Origin of the sequence: Variovorax sp. Varisp36, assembly GCF_047304235.1 — a bacterium.
In the GTDB taxonomy this organism is placed as follows: Bacteria; Pseudomonadota; Gammaproteobacteria; order Burkholderiales; family Burkholderiaceae_C; genus Variovorax.
In genome coordinates this window covers 20805-38376 of the sequence record NZ_JBGLYU010000060.1, presented here as the reverse complement: position 1 = coordinate 38376, position 17572 = coordinate 20805, and the positions used below count along the sequence as shown (strand labels likewise).

The 17572-nt window shown below is 61.7% G+C and carries 16 protein-coding genes and 2 pseudogenes; 6 read left to right on the top strand and 12 right to left on the bottom strand.

The genetic code is table 11. From position 1 onward, the window contains the following. Nucleotides 1-208 precede the first annotated feature (208 nt). The 6 genes and pseudogenes from ACCD11_RS25805 to ACCD11_RS25780 all read left to right on the top strand — a co-directional run bounded on the left by ACCD11_RS25805 (nucleotide 209) and on the right by ACCD11_RS25780 (nucleotide 4079). Nucleotides 209-1021 carry an NYN domain-containing protein gene (locus tag ACCD11_RS25805; protein ID WP_413316000.1) on the top strand — a complete coding sequence of 271 codons (813 nt, stop codon included), beginning with the start codon at nucleotides 209-211 and terminating at the stop codon, nucleotides 1019-1021. A 6-nt stretch (nucleotides 1022-1027) separates the two neighbouring features. Next, nucleotides 1028-1315 (top strand): annotated as a pseudogene (locus tag ACCD11_RS25800) (NAD(P)/FAD-dependent oxidoreductase); the annotation flags it as partial. Nucleotides 1316-1382: 67 nt separating this feature from the next. After that, nucleotides 1383-1598: a hypothetical protein gene (locus tag ACCD11_RS25795; protein WP_413315999.1), complete on the top strand. Its 216-nt coding sequence runs from the start codon at nucleotides 1383-1385 to the stop codon at nucleotides 1596-1598. Nucleotides 1599-1730: 132 nt separating this feature from the next. Beyond that, nucleotides 1731-1842 (top strand): annotated as a pseudogene (locus tag ACCD11_RS25790) (Lrp/AsnC family transcriptional regulator); the annotation flags it as partial. Between the two features lie 27 nt (nucleotides 1843-1869). Continuing rightward, on the top strand, nucleotides 1870-3102 hold the full coding sequence (locus tag ACCD11_RS25785; protein WP_413315998.1) for an ornithine cyclodeaminase family protein: 1233 nt from the start codon (nucleotides 1870-1872) through the stop codon (nucleotides 3100-3102). Continuing rightward, nucleotides 3099-4079, top strand: a complete 981-nt coding sequence (locus tag ACCD11_RS25780; RefSeq protein ID WP_413315997.1) for a threonine/serine dehydratase — start codon at nucleotides 3099-3101, stop codon at nucleotides 4077-4079. The genes ACCD11_RS25785 and ACCD11_RS25780 overlap by 4 nt, the downstream gene beginning before the upstream one ends. Nucleotides 4080-4266: 187 nt before the next feature. Here the strand turns inward: ACCD11_RS25780 and ACCD11_RS25775 are convergent, their stop codons facing one another. The 12 genes from ACCD11_RS25775 to ACCD11_RS25720 all read right to left on the bottom strand — a co-directional run bounded on the left by ACCD11_RS25775 (nucleotide 4267) and on the right by ACCD11_RS25720 (nucleotide 17516). Then, a complete protein-coding gene (locus tag ACCD11_RS25775; RefSeq protein WP_413315996.1) occupies nucleotides 4267-4518 on the bottom strand; it encodes a mechanosensitive ion channel domain-containing protein in 252 nt (83 codons plus the stop codon). 17 nt (nucleotides 4519-4535) lie between these two features. Further along, nucleotides 4536-5519 carry an alpha/beta hydrolase gene (locus ACCD11_RS25770; RefSeq protein ID WP_413315995.1) on the bottom strand — a complete coding sequence of 328 codons (984 nt, stop codon included), beginning with the start codon at nucleotides 5517-5519 and terminating at the stop codon, nucleotides 4536-4538. Between the two features lie 89 nt (nucleotides 5520-5608). Further along, on the bottom strand, nucleotides 5609-6388 hold the full coding sequence (locus tag ACCD11_RS25765) for a cyclase family protein (RefSeq protein WP_309928851.1): 780 nt from the start codon (nucleotides 6386-6388) through the stop codon (nucleotides 5609-5611). 162 nt (nucleotides 6389-6550) lie between these two features. Then, the gene (locus tag ACCD11_RS25760; protein ID WP_413315994.1) at nucleotides 6551-7987 is read right to left on the bottom strand and encodes a purine-cytosine permease family protein; all 1437 of its coding nucleotides are present in this window, start codon (nucleotides 7985-7987) and stop codon (nucleotides 6551-6553) included. A 403-nt stretch (nucleotides 7988-8390) separates the two neighbouring features. Then, nucleotides 8391-10706, bottom strand: a complete 2316-nt coding sequence (locus tag ACCD11_RS25755) for a molybdopterin-dependent oxidoreductase (protein ID WP_413315993.1) — start codon at nucleotides 10704-10706, stop codon at nucleotides 8391-8393. Between the two features lies 1 nt (nucleotide 10707). Further along, nucleotides 10708-11772 (bottom strand): 4-hydroxy-2-oxovalerate aldolase, encoded by a 1065-nt coding sequence (gene dmpG, locus ACCD11_RS25750; RefSeq protein WP_413315992.1) that lies wholly within the window; start codon nucleotides 11770-11772, stop codon nucleotides 10708-10710. 140 nt (nucleotides 11773-11912) lie between these two features. After that, nucleotides 11913-12830 carry an N-acyl homoserine lactonase family protein gene (locus ACCD11_RS25745; protein WP_413315991.1) on the bottom strand — a complete coding sequence of 306 codons (918 nt, stop codon included), beginning with the start codon at nucleotides 12828-12830 and terminating at the stop codon, nucleotides 11913-11915. A 166-nt stretch (nucleotides 12831-12996) separates the two neighbouring features. Further along, nucleotides 12997-13950, bottom strand: a complete 954-nt coding sequence (locus tag ACCD11_RS25740) for an acetaldehyde dehydrogenase (acetylating) (protein ID WP_309928840.1) — start codon at nucleotides 13948-13950, stop codon at nucleotides 12997-12999. Nucleotides 13951-14007: 57 nt separating this feature from the next. After that, complete coding sequence (locus tag ACCD11_RS25735) at nucleotides 14008-14772, bottom strand: 2-keto-4-pentenoate hydratase (protein WP_309928837.1); 765 nt, start codon at nucleotides 14770-14772, stop codon at nucleotides 14008-14010. Then, nucleotides 14769-15581 carry a 2-keto-4-pentenoate hydratase gene (gene mhpD, locus ACCD11_RS25730; RefSeq protein WP_413315990.1) on the bottom strand — a complete coding sequence of 271 codons (813 nt, stop codon included), beginning with the start codon at nucleotides 15579-15581 and terminating at the stop codon, nucleotides 14769-14771. Before mhpD ends, ACCD11_RS25735 begins: the two co-directional genes overlap by 4 nt. Before the next feature lie 14 nt (nucleotides 15582-15595). Then, nucleotides 15596-16048, bottom strand: a complete 453-nt coding sequence (locus tag ACCD11_RS25725) for a RidA family protein (RefSeq protein ID WP_413315989.1) — start codon at nucleotides 16046-16048, stop codon at nucleotides 15596-15598. Continuing rightward, nucleotides 16041-17516 carry a 2-hydroxymuconic semialdehyde dehydrogenase gene (locus ACCD11_RS25720; protein ID WP_413316001.1) on the bottom strand — a complete coding sequence of 492 codons (1476 nt, stop codon included), beginning with the start codon at nucleotides 17514-17516 and terminating at the stop codon, nucleotides 16041-16043. Before ACCD11_RS25720 ends, ACCD11_RS25725 begins: the two co-directional genes overlap by 8 nt. Between the last annotated feature and the right edge of the window lie 56 nt (nucleotides 17517-17572).

Here is a 17572-nt window from a genome sequence, read left to right as displayed (position 1 = left end):
AGCGAAGCGCGCAGGCCCGGATCAGCGAACCGGGCCGAAGGCGTCAGCCGAGCGGCGCGAGGGAACGATGGAAGCCCGAAGGGGGCGAGACGCCAAAGGTGGCTCGATGCGCAAGCACGACAGCGCGGCCGGTCAGATCTCCATGGCCGGAGACGCCCGGAATCAGCTACTGTTGCGAGCAATTCAACCCCGCAACGCGAAACCCCGGATGAGCACCACCCCAACGACAACAGAGACACGCGTCGCCGTCCTGGTCGACTGCGACAACGTGCCGCCCGACATCCTCGAGCACGCGCTGCGCATGGTGGCCCAGTTCGGCCGCGTCGTGCTGCGCCGCGGCTACGGCAACCAGGGCACGCTGGCCAACAAATGGCAGGATGCCTTGGTGCGCCTGGCCTTCACGCCCTGCCTGCAGTACCAGTACGCCGCCGGCAAGAACACCGCCGACATCGCCCTGGCCCTGGACGCGCTGGAGGCACTCTTCGACCAACGGGCCGACACCTTCTGCCTGGTCACCAGCGATTCCGACTTCGCCTACCTGTGCCGCAAGCTGCGCGAACGCGGCGCCACCGTCTGCATCGTCGGCGAGCCCAAGACGCCCGACGCCCTGCGCAACGCCAGCGACCAGTTCTTCGAATGGGTGCGTCCCGAGCCCCCGTCGGAAACGGCCTCCGAAGCCGCGCCGAAGACCGCCGCGAAGGCGGAGCCGGCCAAGGCCGAGCCGCCGAAACAGGAACCACCCAAGCCGGCGCCGAAGCGCCGGCCACGCTTCCTCGTCGAGGCCGTGGCGCTGCTGGCCAGCGACACCTCCGAAGGCAAAGTCGGCTTGGGCGTCCTCGGGCAGTACCTCAAGCGCACCGACCCGGCCTTCTCGCCCCAGACCTACGGCCACTCCGGACTGTTGAACATGGTCAAGACCTACGACCTGCTGGCCCCAAAGCAGGAAGAAGGCGGCCACTGGTCGGTAAGCCTGCTGCCCAAGGCCGAGGGCGCGGCGGAGGCCGACGTGCCGCACACATAGGACGTGCGCCGTGCGGTCGACTTGTTGCCTGCGCTGCGCGAAGCCCGCATCGCCAACACCTGGGCCGGCTACATCGACAGCACGCCCGACGGCGTGCCGGGGATCGGCGAGCTGCCGCAGGTTCCCGGGCTCATCCTGGCTGCGGGCTTTTCGGGCCACGGTTTCGGCATCGGTCCTGGCGCAGGCCACCTGATCGCCGACCTGGTGTCCGGGGCCAAGCCGATACTCGATCCCGCGCCTTTCGACCCCGCACGGTTCAAGGAGTCGATGTGGGGCAAGGTGGCTGATTTCTAGACCTGTTCCGGGTTTGCCGTGCCAGGCCGGCGCCCCATCGCCTTTGATCTGCACCCGAGGGGCTTCGATGATCCAGCGCACTGCCTTCATCCACACGGTCGCGACGCTGGTCGAGCGTTTCCCTCCGCGCTTCCAGGCGGAGTTGCCCGATGCAGATTGCCTTCACATGCTGGACGAAAGCGACCGGCAGGATCTGATCTGGCAGGGTCCTTCGAGCGGCATCGCGCGCCGCATCGTCCCACTGTCGCAACCGGCGGCCAACGCCGTTCGTGCCCTTAGTTGATGGTTCCGGTTTGTGCGCCAGCAGCAGCCGGTCACGTGCTGTTGGGAGACACGCTGACCGTGTTCACCACGGGCACGTCTCGGATCGCGGCCTCGAAGCGAAAGAAATCCTCGCCTCACGGTCCACGGGCACCTGGAGCGCAATATCGGCATCGAGCAGTGCTTTCGGCTACATCGTCATCAAGTCCCGGTTCGTCAAGACGCACTGCCCGATGGAGAAGCTGTTCCCCAACTGCGCAGCTTGATGCTGTCACGCGGCCCCTGGGACCGAAGTGGGCAGGCCCGCACCGCAAAAAGCAGCATCTGCCAGGGCCCGCTCGAAAACCATACGAAGCTCGGCATCGAGCCCCAATTGCAGCATCGCGCTGCGGCGGCGTGCATGTAGTCTCGTCAGCACGATCACGGCACCGGAAGCGGCTGGGCACGCCAATGGTCCTGCTGGCCGACCGCGCGCGACGCCACCGACGGCGGTCGGCCCCGAGCCCTTGATTCATGGAGAGACCACACCGATGAAGACACTGCTGCTGAACAAAGAGAACGTAGGAAGCCTGATTTCCATGAAGGAAGTCATCGGGACGGTGGAGGAGGCGTACAAGGCCTTCAACAGCGGCCAGGTGATTCAACCGGCCTATACATGCATCCACCTCCCAGCACCCCGGGGCGAAATCGACTTCAAGCTGGGTTATTGCGAGGCCAACGAGATCATCTCGATGAAAGCCTCATCCGGGGGATTCCCGAACAACCCCACCGAGCACGGCGTGCCCAGCGGCATGGGAACCGTCCTCCTGTTCGACGCCAGAACCTGCGCGCTCATCTGCGTGATGGATGGCAGTCTCATCACCGGCTTGAGAACAGGCGCCGCCGGAGCCGTTTCGGTGAAGGCGCTGGCCCGCAAGGACGCGAAGGCCATCACCTCCATCGGGACCGGCAATCAGGCCCGGATGCAGATCCGCGCGATCCGGGAGGTGATGACGATCGACACCATCCATGCCTGGAGCCACCACCCCCAGACGCTCGCGCAGTACAAGGCTGATATCGAGCGCGAGTTCGGTATCCCGGTGGTGATGGCCCGCTCCAAGCAAGACGCTGTGGAACAGGCGGACATCCTCGTCACCACCACCCGCGGCAAAGGCTCGCTGGTGGAAGCCGACTGGGTTCGGCCCGGCACGCACATCGTCGCCATCGGCACGGACACGCAAGGCAAGCAGGAACTGGAGCCGGAGATCTTCCGCAACGCCAAGATCGTCAACGATTCGATCGCGCAATGCGTCGAGAAAGGCGAAACCTGGCATCCGCTGCACAAGAACATCATCTGCAAGCACGACATCCACGCCGAGATCGGCGAGATCCTGCTGGGCAAGAAGCCCGGGCGCGAGTCGGACGACGAGATCACGATCTTCGACTCGACGGGCATGGCCATCCAGGACAACACGACCTCGCACCTGATCTATCGCAATGCCGTCGCCAGCAACACCGGCACGGCTTTCGAGTTCATTCAATCATGACGCCCCTGCTTGAGCACCCCACCCTTCGCGACATCCACCAAGCGCAGGAACGACTGAAAGCCCACATCCGGCGCACGCCCCTGCTGCGTGCCGAGAAGATGGAGACCACCCTCGGGTGCGAGGTGTACCTCAAGCCCGAGATGCTGCAGATCACCGGGGCCTTCAAGATCCGCGGCGCGCTGAACAAGGCCTTGTCGCTGCCCCGCGAGGCCATTGCCAACGGCATCATCGCCACGTCTTCAGGCAACCATGCCCAGGGGCTGGCCTACGCGGCGCGGATGCTGGGTGTCAAGGCGCTTCTGGTGGTGCCCGTCACCACCCCGAAAATCAAGGTGGAGAACACCCGGGCGCTGGGTGCGGAGGTGATTCTGTTCGACGGCGACACCGCGGCGCGATGGAAACGGGTTTACGAGATCGCGGCAGAAAACCACTATGCCGTGGTGCACGCATTCGAGGACCCTATGGTCATGGCGGGCCAGGGAACCATTGGCTGCGAAATCCTGGAAGACCTGGCCGACGTGGACACCGTCATCATCCCGATGGGGGGCGGGGGTCTCATCTCCGGCATTGCCACCGCCATCAAGGAAACCAGACCCTCCGTGCGTGTGGTGGGCGCGGAGCCAGCGCTGACCCCCAAGTACTTCCATAGCCGCATCAACAAGGAGCGCACTTCGCTGCCGCTGAAGAACACGATCGCCGACGGTTTGCGTATCAGTGTGCCAGGCCAGAACCCCTACCCCATCATCGAAAGGTACGTCGACGAGATCGTGCTGGTGGAGGACGAACATATCATCGAGGGCATGCGCATGCTGTCCAAGGACGCCAAGCTGATTGCAGAGCCGGCTGCCTCGATCGGCATTGGCGCGCTGCTGGCGAAAGGACTCAAAGTGACGCCGAAGGAAAAGGTCTGCGTGGTGTTGACAGGCGGCAACTGGGATTTGTGCGATCTTGCTGAAATCTTTCAACGCGGCAATTGATCGCTCTCGGGTTGAGCGGGTCTGCCATGGGAAGGCGGCGCCGGCAAAGCATCATCTGCCGAGACCCGCTTCACAACCACAGGAAGCGCGGCTCGCGTACATGCCATATGCCCGTGGGCATCCCGAAAGCCGTAAGCGCGGCCTCAAGGCCCTCTTGACGCCGACTGGCTGACGAGGTCAACGCTGCTCAGACGTCGAGCACACGGCGCAGCGCATGGAACGGCACCCGCCAGGTGCCGCCATCGCCGGTGCCGAGGGTAGCCGTGCGCTGGTTGATGCGTACGATCACGCCGGTGATGTTGCGACCATCACGGTCGTTGAACGTGACGGTGTCTCCACGGTGGAACTCGCGGGCGTGTGTTGTCGCGCTGGCAGGTTCCGGCGGTGGCTCATAGGGAGCTTGCTCGTCGCGACGTTCTGCACCGTGATAGCCCTGCATCGCCAGGCACAAGCCTGCTAGCCCAACACTTGTTTGAGAGCGGCGAACCCAGCCAAGCCGAACGGATTGCCAAGTGATTCGACAGTCTCGATATGGTTGTATTGGGGGCCAGTAATCAACTCCACTGGATGGCCGGCCTTGACCGCCGCATCGGCGAAATCTTTCGACTGGCGAATGAATTCGGGGGTCTCGAGCAGGCCACGCACGAGGACCAGCGGCGTGCTGAGGCGATGCAGGTGGCGCTGCGGGCTGAAACGATGCTCGATCTCGTCGTCAAAGTTCACATAGCTGCTGCGAGACGAAAGGCGCACAGGTTTGAGGTCGTAGAGCCCGCTCACCAGGACAGCGCCCTTGACGATGTTGTTGGGCAGACCGAACTCGGCTTGCCAGTCCGTGGTGAGAGCCACCCCTGCCAAGTGCGCGCCGGAGGAATGAGCGGATAGAAAGATTCGGTTCGGGTCTCCTCCGAAGGAAGTGGCATTCTTGTAGACCCATGCGATGGACCGCTGTACCTGTTCAACCATAGGCACCAAGCTGCCTTTGGCTTGGATGACGTTGATGAAGTCCGGCGCGACGTAGTGAATTCCGTTCGCCACGAAGACCTCGGCCATGTATCCCCATTGAGCCGCCGAAGAACCTCGCCAAGCGCCACCGTGGACGAAGATATGCACGGGCGCTCCGGTCCTCTTCGCGGTGGTCAACTCCAACGTCTCGTGTTCAGATGGGCCGTAGGCGATCTTGCGCGGCTCGCCAATGCGGCGCCGAGCGACTTCGGTGTTCCACTCGCAACGCTTGATGAGGGTCTCGATGTTCTGCGCGTAGAAGGCTTGGTCATACGCCTTGTCCAGTGCCTCCTGGTCGAGGTCCAGCCAGACAGGCGGAGCCTTTCGAGCTGGCGACTGCGCCGGCGTCTGAGTTGCGAGTGCCAGACCTGTCGCTGCGATGCCAGCCGTCAGGAAGGTCCGTCGTGCCGGCTTCATGGCCGGACTGTTGCTTATCATGGTGGTGCCCTTTTTGTTTTGGGAAGTTGAAATCGGCTGTTCAGGGCGTCGGCGCTTCTCGAGTCTGCCCCCCCTTCTATCCGGACGGCTCAACGCTCCACGAGTGCCAGCACCCGGCATGGACTGCCAGACCCGTTCAGGATCTTCAGGGGCGGCGTGATGAGCATGGCGCCGGTCGGAGGCAGGAGATGCATGTTGGCCAGGCTGGATAAACCAAACCGATTGCTGCCATGCATGAAGTGGTGGCAGGGAAACGGCAGTGTGAACGCAAATGCCTGACCTGCATCAGTTCCGACAGGCTCGGTACCCACGCCAATCACATCACGTTCCTCCGCCAGGAACTTCGGCACGTCCGGGTGATTTCCAGGCCAGTGACCACCGTCCTCCCGATCATTGAGGAAGCCGTCAGTGTGCGCGCGGGGCGACCAACCCGTCCGAATCAGGACCCAGGCACCCGCGGGAATGCGGCCATGAGCGGCCTCCCACTCTTTGACATCGTCGACGGTCATGAGGTAATCCTCATCCGCTGCGACCTTGGTGGTCAGATCGATGACGCATGCCGGTGCCACGAACTTGCTGGGCGAGATGGTATCTGTCGCGCCGTCCGGGTAGTCCTTTCCAGTGATCCAGTGCACGGGCGCATCAAAGTGCGTTCCCGTGTGCTCACCGCAAGAGATGTTGTTCCAGTACCAGCTGGGACCGCGCTCGTCGAACTTGGAAATCTCCCTCATCGAGAATGGCTCGGTCTGCCCATACTGCGGCGGCAGTTTGATGACGCAAGTGCTCGGCTTCAAGGTGTGGCTCATGTCGATAACCTCGATCTTGCCCTGTGTGAGTGCTTTGGCGAATTGCGACAAGAGATTGCTCATGGGATGCTCCTTTGATTACAGGTGAAAAAATCTAGCCATTGAGCGGCGCAGCCGCTCGTCGATCAGGGCTCGTGTACTGCCACACGAGCCAGATCTGGAACAAGCGTTATTTCGGATCGCCCGCGGCGAATTCCCGCTCGCGGACCTTCAGAAGGACAGCGCTCAGATCACTGCTGGCGCGACCAGGCCAGTGCGAACGGGCCTGAAGACCGTGAGACGCAGTGCGGGATAGACCACGACGCAGATCACAATGGTCGTGATCGCCTCTACAGGAATAAGCGCTGCCAAGACGTAGTGCGAGACGATGACCGCTATCACCAATGTGATCACCCCCGCCCAATTGACGTCCTCCACCGATCTCTCCAGTTCGACCCCTTGCTTCAAGAGTGGCCGGACGATAAAGAAGTCAGCTACGACAATGCCTGCGAACGCTGTTGTCAAGACCCCCAGGATCGTGATCCATGAATTCACCAGGGCGAGAATTTCGCCATAGAGCATCAGCAAGCCGATGATGTTGGCGAGGATCACGAACGTCAGTCGACCGGGCCGAAAGTTGAGTGCGTCGAATAAATTGGAAAGCGACAACGACGCGCTGTAGTTGTTCAGCACCTGCGTCTTGCCCTGAGCCAGCACCATCAGCAAGGCCCCCATGGCGCCCCCAAATACCAAGAATGCGGCCGTGATGCTGTCTGGACTTTGCAGCGAAGCGTGCATGGCTGCCTCGCGCGTCATCCCTGCGGTCTGCATATAGAAGTCGACGAGGGCCGGAATGCCTGCGTACATGATCGCGCCTCCGATCACGAGCATCAGTACATCCATCGACAGATTGCCCAACAATGCCGCAATTCCAATGTCGCGCGAGCGACGGGCGTATCGACCGAGGTCGGCATCAAACAGCGCGAGTGCGCCTGCAGAACCGAGGAGCACATTCACCGCAAAGATGAACTTCTGCATGTCGCTTTCCGCCCCCATGGCCTTGAGCGTATCCGCCGGAAACTGTGAGCCAAACGAGAGCAGGTCGGCGACGGAGTGCGGACTGCTAGAGACCACCACTTCCATGATATAGGCCAGCACAACCAAAGACAGAATCAGCGCAATCGACGAAACCCGCGCAACAAGTTTGAATCCGTATGCGGTCAAAAGAATCCACACAAGCGTCATCAAGCCATAGATAACGATCCTGGCTGTGATAGTGTCTCCAATGCCGAAGAAGAAAATGAAGCCCTTGTACAGCAGCGCATTTTCCAGGGCCAAGAAGCCGATGATCATGAACGCGAAGATCAGCGACGAGACTATGGATCCCCTTCGGCCAAAACCGAAATACCGGGACATGACGGTACTGGAAAGCCCGGATCGATACGCAACGTGGCCGCACGCCCAACCAAGCAACGCGCCAACAACCGTCACAAGAACGCCTGCAATCAACCCGATCTTGATGCCCGCGACGAACGTAACCAACGCGCCAAAAAACAATTGGACGAGGGATACAACGATCCCACTCGTGCTCCATGTCAGGGCTAGCCATCCTTGCCGATCCTTGTCCGGCACGGGTTCCAGCGCATGATCTTCCATCTTCACGCTCAGACTTTCTTCCTTCATCTTCAGCTCCTGTAAATGTTTCTCTTCATGCGGCAAGCCGTGGCGTTTTCCAAACTACGACTCGACCGGGTACTGCCCACGTCTTTAAGGTACGCATACGTATAAATTGATTGGGGCAACCTCTTTTAGAGACTCGATGCCCCGTGTCAGCGATATGGGTCAGGTCTTACGACCCAACCTAAGCGCTGTCGCAAACCGCGGCATCGATGCCTTTTCAATTCGTAGCGAACCACAGACTTGATCCCGGACCGAACCGCTGCGTTGGTCAAGCCGGCGACCAATGCAGCGTTGCCTGTCATCGCTTGACCGTCGATGAGCGTTGTTTTTTTCAAAGGCACCGCTTTCTCTTTTGCTCGATCATTCGCAATTTGCTTTGCGGTCGCCTGGTTCGAGCGGCTGCGTGCTACTCGGAAGCGAACGCCGGAAGGTCGAACGCGGTGACGCGCGGCGGCTCAGAGAACTTCTCAACTTGGACCAGGACGGTCTGCGCGACCGATCCTTGTCCCAAGCGCGAGGTGCCTTTATCGAGAGTGACCACATTGGGATTTCCGTGTTTCTCGAGAGAGGAATCGGCACTGGGGTCTTCCGGGTCGAACCACGCCCCTGTCGCAATCTGCGCAACACCGCTCATGAGATCGTTGCTCACCCGAGCCGACGCCAGAAATGCCCCGCGATCGTTATAGGCACGCACGACATCGCCCTCTTCAATGCCTCGCTCAGCGGCATCTCTCGGCGACAGATTCAGAACCTCTCTGCCATCGCGCTTGAATTGCACGCTGACCGAGCTAGGGTCGAGTTGGCTATGGAGCTTGCCAGCAGGCTGATTCGACAAGAGGTGCAGCGGAAACATCGCGGCCTTTTCGCCACCGAGCCATTCGGCCGGCTCGAGCCATGTCGGATGCGGCGGACAATCTTCATATCCGTACTCCGCGATCCGCCGAGAGAAGAGTTCGATCTTTCCAGAAGGAGTCTTGAGGGGATGTACAGCCGGATCGGCGCGGAAATCGGCCATCATCACCGGCTCCAGGTACTCCTCACCGGATGGAAATTCGTACGAGCCTTGCTCCCAGAACGAATCGAAATCAGGTGGCGCGTAGCCCAGGCCGATCGCGCGTTCGCGAGCTTGACCATACATGTGGCGCAGCCACTCCATCTCGTTGCGTCCTTCCGTGTATGCGGCCTCGAACCCCATTCGTCCCGACAGTTCCGCGAACACATCGAAGTCGTTCCGCGACTGGGCTACGGGCGGAATGACTTGATGCATTGCGATCCAGTGCCGCTGTAGTTCCGTCGCCAGGATGTCGTTGCGCTCCATGGTGGTGGTTGCCGGCAGAACGACATCGGCATACCTTGCCGGCGGGTTCCACCACGGCTCGTGCACCACCACGAAGTCCGGACGGCGCCAGGCACGCACGAACCGGTTGAGATTCGTGTTGTGATGAAACGGATTGCCGCCGACCGAATAGATCAGCTTGATGTCGGGCATCCGAATCTTCGCCCCGTCGTATTCGAGTTCGGAACCCGGGTCGAGCAGCATGTCCGCCACGCGCCCGACCGGTACGTACGAGCGCACCGGATTGGGACCGAGAGAGAGCGTCGGACGCGGGATGTCTCGAGGTCGGCGGATGGCAATGCCCGCAACGGCGCCCAGGCCAAAGCTGAACCCGCAACCCGGTTCACCGATCCGTCCAAGGAGACTGGCCAGCGCGATCGTCATCCATACTGGCTGCTCTCCATGATCGGCGCGCTGCACCGACCAGGCCGTCGCAACCAGCGTCTTGCGCGCCGCCATCCTGCGAGCGAGATCACGGATGGTATCGGCCCCCACGCCACAGATGCGCGATGCCCACGCCGCATCCTTGGGCACGCCGTCCGTTTCGCCTACCAAGTAACGCCTGAACGGCTCGAATCCTTCGCAGTAGACGTCGAGGAATCGCCTGTCGTGCAGGTTCTCGCTCACCAGCACGTGCGCCAGGCCGAGCATCATCGCCGTATCGGTGTTGGGAACGATCGGCAGCCAATCGGCCTTCAGCAGTTCGGAAGCGTTGTCACGCGAAGGGCTGATGTTGACGAACTCGACGTTCGAGCGCGCCATGCGCCCCATCCACTGTTCCGCTTCATGGACTGCTGCACCGCCTGCGTCAATCTGCATGTTTTTGACGTGCGCGCCGCCGAACATCACGACAAGCTCCGCATGCTCAGCGATATGTACCCAGGGGACCGCCATCGAGGTGACGTCCGAAGAACCGATCACGTACGGGGCGATGTGCATCGCCGCGCCAAAGCTATGGTTTCCCCGCTTGTCGACGTAGCCGCCGAACAGCCCCAGGAAGCGCTTCAGGACGCTGGGGGAATGGTGCAGGCGACCCGCGCTCGCCCAACCGTAAGAGCCGCCATATATCGCCTCGTTGCCGAACTCGGACTTGACTCTGCGCAAACCCTCTTCGATCAGATTCATCGCGACGTCCCAAGTCACTGGGACGAACGGCTCCGCGCCCCTCCCTGATCGAGATGCCTCTCTGTTTCTCAAATAGCCTGCGCGAACGTGAGGCTGCTGAATGCGCAGCGGGCTGCGCACCATTTGCGGCAGTGCCTGGACAAGAGCAGTGGGGCCCGGGTCTTTCTCGAACGCGGTCACGCCGGAGATTTCGCCGTTCTTCAGATGGACGTCATAGACGCCCCAGTGCGAAGCGGTCTGAATCCGTTTCGGATGGCTCATTTCAGACTTCCGAGGGCGAGACCGGGCCGGCTGTTGCCGCGCCCGCTGAACGTGATCGCGCATCCTGAAGATCCAGCGCCACGTCGACGATCATGTCCTCTTGGCCTCCCACCATGCGGCGCTTGCCCAGTTCGACCAGGATGTCCACCGTCTTGAGTTGGTACTTGGCCGCCACGGCCTCGCTGTGACGCAGGAACGAGCTGTACACGCCGGCATAGCCCAGCGCCAGCGTTTCGCGGTCCACGCGAACCGGTCGGTCCTGCAGGGGGCGCACGATGTCGTCGGCCGCATCCATCAACTTGTACAGGTCGGTCCCGTGGTTCCAGCCCAGTCGGTCGATGGCAGCGATGAAAGCTTCGAGTGGTGCATTGCCGGCACCTGCTCCCATGCCGGCCAGGCTCGCGTCCACGCGATCGCAGCCTTCCTCGACGGCAACGATGGAGTTGGCCACGCCCAGGCTCAGGTTGTGGTGCGCGTGCATGCCGGTCTGCGTCTCGGGCTTGAGGATGTCCTTGAAGGCGCGGAAACGCTCGCGCACGTCCTGCATACCCAGGGCGCCGCCGGAGTCCACCACGTAGCAGCAGGTAGCGCCGTAGTTCTCCATGAGCTTGGCCTGCTGCGCCAGCGCCTGGGGTTCGGTCATGTGGCTCATCATCAGGAAGCCCACGGCCTCCATGCCGAGCTTGCGGGCGTATTCGATGTGCTGGCGGGACACGTCGGCCTCGGTGCAGTGCGTGGCCACGCGCACCACGCGCACGCCTGCGTCGTAGGCATTCTTCAGGTCATGCACGGTGCCAATGCCGGGCAGCAGCAGCGTGGCGATCTTGGCATGCTTGACCACGCTGGCCACGCCTTCGATCCATTCGAGATCGGTGTGCGCGCCGAAGCCGTAGTTGAAGCTCGAACCCTGCAGGCCGTCGCCGTGGGCCACTTCGATGGAGTCGACCCTCGCATCGTCGAGCGCCTTGGCGATCTGCTTTGCGTTCTCCACGCTGTATTGGTGGCGGATGGCGTGGCTGCCGTCGCGCAGCGTCACGTCGGAGATATAGATCTTCTTTGTGCTCATGTGTTTTGTCGGTGGATTCGCTCGTTGCGAGCACTGGACCTGCCGCCGCAGCGCAGCGGACAGGAACATCGACGAGCCAGTTTCATGGCTTCATCGCCTTTTGATGGCGGGGCCTATCTCCGCCGCCTGAAGCCAAGCCGCTATTTCAGCTGGCTACTTCGCGGGGCGACTGGACGCCTCGACTTGTCGCCGTCCTTGAGATTGATTTCGGCAATCTGGTTTCCGTTGGGTGCGGTCCAGGTCAAGTGGCGATTCCAGATTTCGGAGTCATGCCCGGGGATCACCCGCTCAGTCTTGTTCTTCACCAGATCCCGCATTTGCCGATACGCCTTGATCTGATTGAATGCGTTCCCTTGGTGGTATCCAGGCGGCCACATGCGCTCGATGTTCGAGTACCAGTAGACGATATCCCCCGCGGCGATGAAGGGACCGTTGAGCGTGTTTATCTCGAACCACTGGGAACCAAAGGTATGACTGTCCTTCGCCAGCCTTGCCCTGATGCCCGGCAGGATCTCCTCGTCGCCGCGAATGAACTTGATGCGGCCATCCGACACCCCTTGTGCCGCTCGCATCAGATCCACGGGATCGAAAGAAGAAAAGACCCACTCTTTCTCTTCTTCTGTCTGATGCTGGTGAACGGAACACACCGCATCCGACCAACCCATGTATTCGTCGAACTGGATGTATAGCTTCGCATTGGGAAATGCCTCGAAGTTGCCCATATGGTCGAAATGCATATGGGTAACCAGGATCGTGTCGACGTCTTCCGGTGCGAAACCTATGCGACCAAGGACCTTCTTCGGATCCTCCCACTCGGAAAATGCGTATCGAGTAAGCCAGTGGTTGTTCTGGAACCCGCAATCGACGAGGGCCACATGCTGCTTGCCTCCGACCTCTCCGCCGACCAGCAAGGTATAGATCATCGGGATGATGCAATTTCCGGCGTTGGAATAAATTCCGGCGCCCCCGAAAAAATCCTTCGCCATATCGGCTTGGCAATAGGCCAGCGACCAGATTGACCAATCTGTGCGGCGCTCGATAGAAGATCGTTCAGTCATTTTTCAGGCCTTTCATTTCAGAATGCATGTGCACAGAGCACGTACGGGGGGGAGGTCACTGGAGAGCGGACGCAGGGATGTGGCCTGAAGCGGCAACGTCGGGGTGCCACGACCTCCAATGGGCAGCATGGAGCGATCGCTGTTGCTCATAGTCGTATCTGCCGGCTCAGGCTGCGACAGCCCCAGTTGCCATTCGCTGCGACATCCGCCGAGCCATCTGTTCGGCCGTGCGAAGGCCCGCGCTGGTCATGATGTCGAGGTTGCCTGCGTAGGCAGGCAGGTAATGCGCGGCGCCTTCCACTTCCAGGAAGATGCTGGTCTTGAGGCCGGAAACACGGCCGACGCCCGGAACGTTGAGGTTCTCGACGCGGTCGAACTGGACGGCCTGCTTCAGGCGATAGCCCGGCACGTAGCTCTGAACCTCGGCCGCCATCGCCGCAACCGAATCGGCGATGGCCGCTTCGTCGGCAACGTCGCTCAGCGTGTACACCGTATCTCGCATGATCAGCGGCGGCTCCGCGGGGTTCAGCACGATGATGGCCTTGCCCTTGGTGGCGCCGCCCACCACCTCGATCGCCTTGGACGTCGTTTCGGTGAACTCGTCGATGTTGGCGCGAGTGCCGGGACCTGCGCTCTTGCTGGAGATCGACGCCACGATCTCGCCGTAGTGCACCTTGGCGACGCGCGACACCGCGGCCACCATGGGTATCGTGGCCTGGCCGCCGCAGGTGACCATGTTCACGTTCAGCGCGTCGAGGTACGCATTTCCATTGACCACGGGAATGCAGTACGGACCGATGGCCGCGGGCGTGAGGTCCACCATGCGGATGCGGGGACTGAGGGTGCGCAGGTAGGCGTCATTCTTGACATGCGCGCCGGCGCTGGTGGCATCGAACACAAAGTCGATCTCGGCAAACCCGGGCATGCGGGTGAGGCCTTCCACCCCCTCGTGGGTGGTGGCAACACCGAGGCGTGCAGCACGGGCCAGGCCGTCGGACGCGGGGTCGATGCCGACCATGGCCCCCATTTCGATGTGTTGGCCATGACGCAGGATCTTGATCATCAGATCGGTGCCGATGTTTCCACTGCCAATGATGGCGGCCTTGAATTTGCGGGTCATACAAAACTCCAGATAGGGACGCTGCGCTTGCGCTGGTGCGATTGAGGTGGTCTGTGCTCAGGTCAGCTGAAAGCCGACGCTGCCCAAACCTTGCATGCGCATCGAAATGTGCTGGCCTGGATTGATCCACTCCGCGGGCGTCGCCCCGCCGGCCAGAACGATCCAACCGGCTTCCAGCGGCTCGCCTGCAGCGGCCGACACACGAGCGGCAGCGACCAGCGAGCGCAGTGGATCGCCGAGCAGTGCGGCCGTGGAACCGACCTGCACGGCTCGTCCGTCAATGCTCATTACCAGCCCCAGGTTTCGAAAGTCGGTCGCCGGCGAATGCCAGCCGCCAACGACGAAGCCACTCGAAGACGCGTTGTCCGCGATGACTTCAGGCAACGTGAACTTGAAGTTCTGATAGCGCGAGTCGATCACTTCGAGAGCGGGTGCAATGGCTTCGACTGCCGCAAGCGCTTCGGCACCGGTGACATTGCCCGCCAGCGGCTTCTTCAGAAGGAACGCCAACTCCGGTTCGACCCGCGGGTGCACGAAGCGCGAACGCTCGACGGTGGAGCCTTCCTCCAGTTGCATGGCATCCGTCAGCCGCCCCCAGATGACGTCGGACAGCCCCATCTGGATCATCTTTGCCCGGCTGGTGAAGCCCATCTTGATGCCGACGCGGCGCTCGCCGCGCTCGAGCCGGCGAGAAATGGAGGCGCGCTGGATCTCGTAAGCCTCGGGCAGGCTGAGCTTGTTGTCCGTGTCGAACTGCGGAACCTCGCGCGCGTATCTGGCGGCGTCGTCCAAACGGGTGATGATTTCTTCGTGCACGCTCATGCTGCTACTCCAGTGCCTTGGCTCTCTGATCCAAACTCCGTGCGAACGCACCCCACGCCATTGATGTGGCACTCGAACACGTCGCCCGGTTTGACGGCGACCATGGGTCCCAGCGCCCCGGACAGAATGAGCTCGCCAGCACGCAACGGTTTGCCCAGGCGCGACATGGTGCGCGCCAGCCAGACCATCGCGTTCAGGGGGTTGCCGAGGCAGGCGGCACCGGCGCCGGTGGACACAGGTTCACCGCGGCGCGACAGGCACATTCCCGCCAGGCTCAGGTCCAGGCCACGAGGAGACATCGGCGTCGAACCCAGCACGTAGACGCCGCACGAAGCGTTGTCGGCCACCGTATCGACCAGCTTGATATTCCAGTCCGCGATGCGGCTTCCGACGATTTCCAACGCCGGGATCACATAGTCCACGGCTTGCAGGACTTCTTGGTGCGAAGGTTGCTCCATGTCCAGGTCGTGGCTGAGAACGAAACCGATCTCGGCCTCGACCTTCGGCTGGTGAAGAACCGACAGAGGAATGGTTTCGGCGTCGCCGAACGACATGTCATCGAAGAGCGAACCGAAATCGGGCTGGTTCACGCCAAGCTGGCGTTGCACCACGAGGGAGGTAAGACCGATCTTGCGACCGACCACACGCCGCCCTTGTGAGATACGACGTTCGGTGTTGATGGCTTGAATCGCATAAGCGTCATCTGCGTTCATGCCCGGATAGCTGTCACGCAAGGGTGCGATCAGCGCACCGCTACCCGTCGCCTGATGAAGAGACTGCGCGGCTTCTTCGCGTTGTTGTGGCGTCACGATGGAACTTTCCTTTATGCGTTTTGAGCGAGTGGCTTGTATGCCACCGCCTTGATCTCGATTCGCAGCACCGGGTGGGGCAGCTGGTGAACAGCCACCGTCGTGCGCGTCGGGCCGTCGTAGTCGAAGTACTCGGCGTACACCTCGTTGTAGCCCTTGAAGTCGGCCATATCGACCAGATAGGCGGACAACTCGACCAGGTCTGCCAGGTCCGCTCCAACACCTTGAAGGATGGTGCGGATGTTCTCGATGACTGCATGCGTCTGCGCGCGGATGTCGGCATCCAGAACACCCATCGGATCGACCGCGGCGCCCACGAAGCTGTTGTCCGCACGGCGCGAGCTGGTGCCCGAGACGAACAGGAAATCTCCCGCGCGCTTGACGTGTGGAAACTTGCCTCGCGGCTGGGCCCGTCCTTCAACGACGGTCGACAAAGTCTGGGCTCTACCTGTGGCTTTCTCAGTCATGGAAGGCATCCGGTGCGTCGACATGAATGCAGACGTTGGTGAGCTCGGAGTAGAAGTTCAGCGAATGCATCCCTCCTTCGCGCCCGACGCCCGACAGACCGCTGCCTCCGAACGGCGTTCTGAGGTCCCGCAGAAACCAGGTGTTGACCCAGGCGATACCCACGTTCATCGATTGCGCCACACGGTGGGCCTTGTTCACGTTGCTCGTCCAGATCGTGGCGGCCAGTCCGTAGGGCGTGGCGTTCGCGCGTTGGATGACTTCGGCTTCGGAGTCGAACGGCGTCACGTGGCCGATCGGCCCGAAGATCTCTTCGCGCACGCACCGCGCGTCGTCGGGAAGGCCGGCGATCAGCGTGGGCTCTACCCAGCAACCGTTGTCAAGGTGGTTGTCGAACCGCGGTGTGCCACCGCCGACCACAAACTGAGCGCCTTCCTGGCGTGCGATGGCGTAGTACGTCAGCACCTTGTCCCGATGAGCTGCCGAGATGAGCGGGCCCATCTCGGTTGCCGGATCGGTCGGATCGCCGAGCTTCAGTTGCTTGGCTCGCTCGGCAAGCGCCTTGACGAAGCGTTCGTAGATCGGCCGCTCGATGAAGATACGCTCGGAGCACAGGCAGACTTGGCCGCTGTTGAGGAACACCGCGCGCGCCATGCCATCGACGGTCTTGTCGAAGTCGCAGTCCGCGAAGATGATGGCGGCGTTCTTGCCGCCAAGCTCGAACGAGACCGGCTTCACGCCCTCCGCAGCGGCGTGCATGATGGCAGTGCCGGTTTTCGATTCACCGGTGAAGGTGATGGCGTTCACGCGCGGGTGCTTGGTGATGAACTCGCCTGCGGAGTTGGGGCCGAAGCCGTGAATCAGGTTGAACACGCCGCTTGGCAAGCCAACCGCTTGCATCACTTCCGCGAGCAGCGTGGCAGTGCCCGGCGTTTCCTCGGAAGGCTTGGCCACGACTGCATTCCCGCAAGCCAGGGCCGGTGCGATCTTCCAGGTGAACAGCAGCAACGGAAGATTCCACGGCGAGATGATGCCGACGACGCCCAATGGCTTGCGCACGGCGTAGTTGATGGCCTGCGCGCCTCCTGGCAGATCTGTACGGTAGCTGTCCAGCGGCGCGGTCTTCAGGATGTCGGCAAAGACCCGGAAATTCGCAGCACCGCGCGGGATGTCCAGCTTGGATGCCAGCGATACGGGCTTGCCCGTGTCGCTGACTTCGGCATCGAGGAAGTCGGCAGCCCGCCGATCGATCTCGTCGGCGATGCGGTAGAGCATGTCTGCACGATCCGCGACCGAAGTTGCGCCCCAGTCGCGCACCGCGCGATGGCCGGCCTCCACGGCATCATTGACCATGTCCTTCGTGGCCTCGTGCACATCCGCAAAGCGGACACCGGTTGCCGGGTTGATCCCGGCAAACCGCTTCTCGCTCTCGACGAATCGGCCATTGATGAAATTCCTGTACTGCTTCAACACTCATACTCCTCGAAGACCAATGCGGGGCCCGCCACGCGAGCCCACCGAAACTC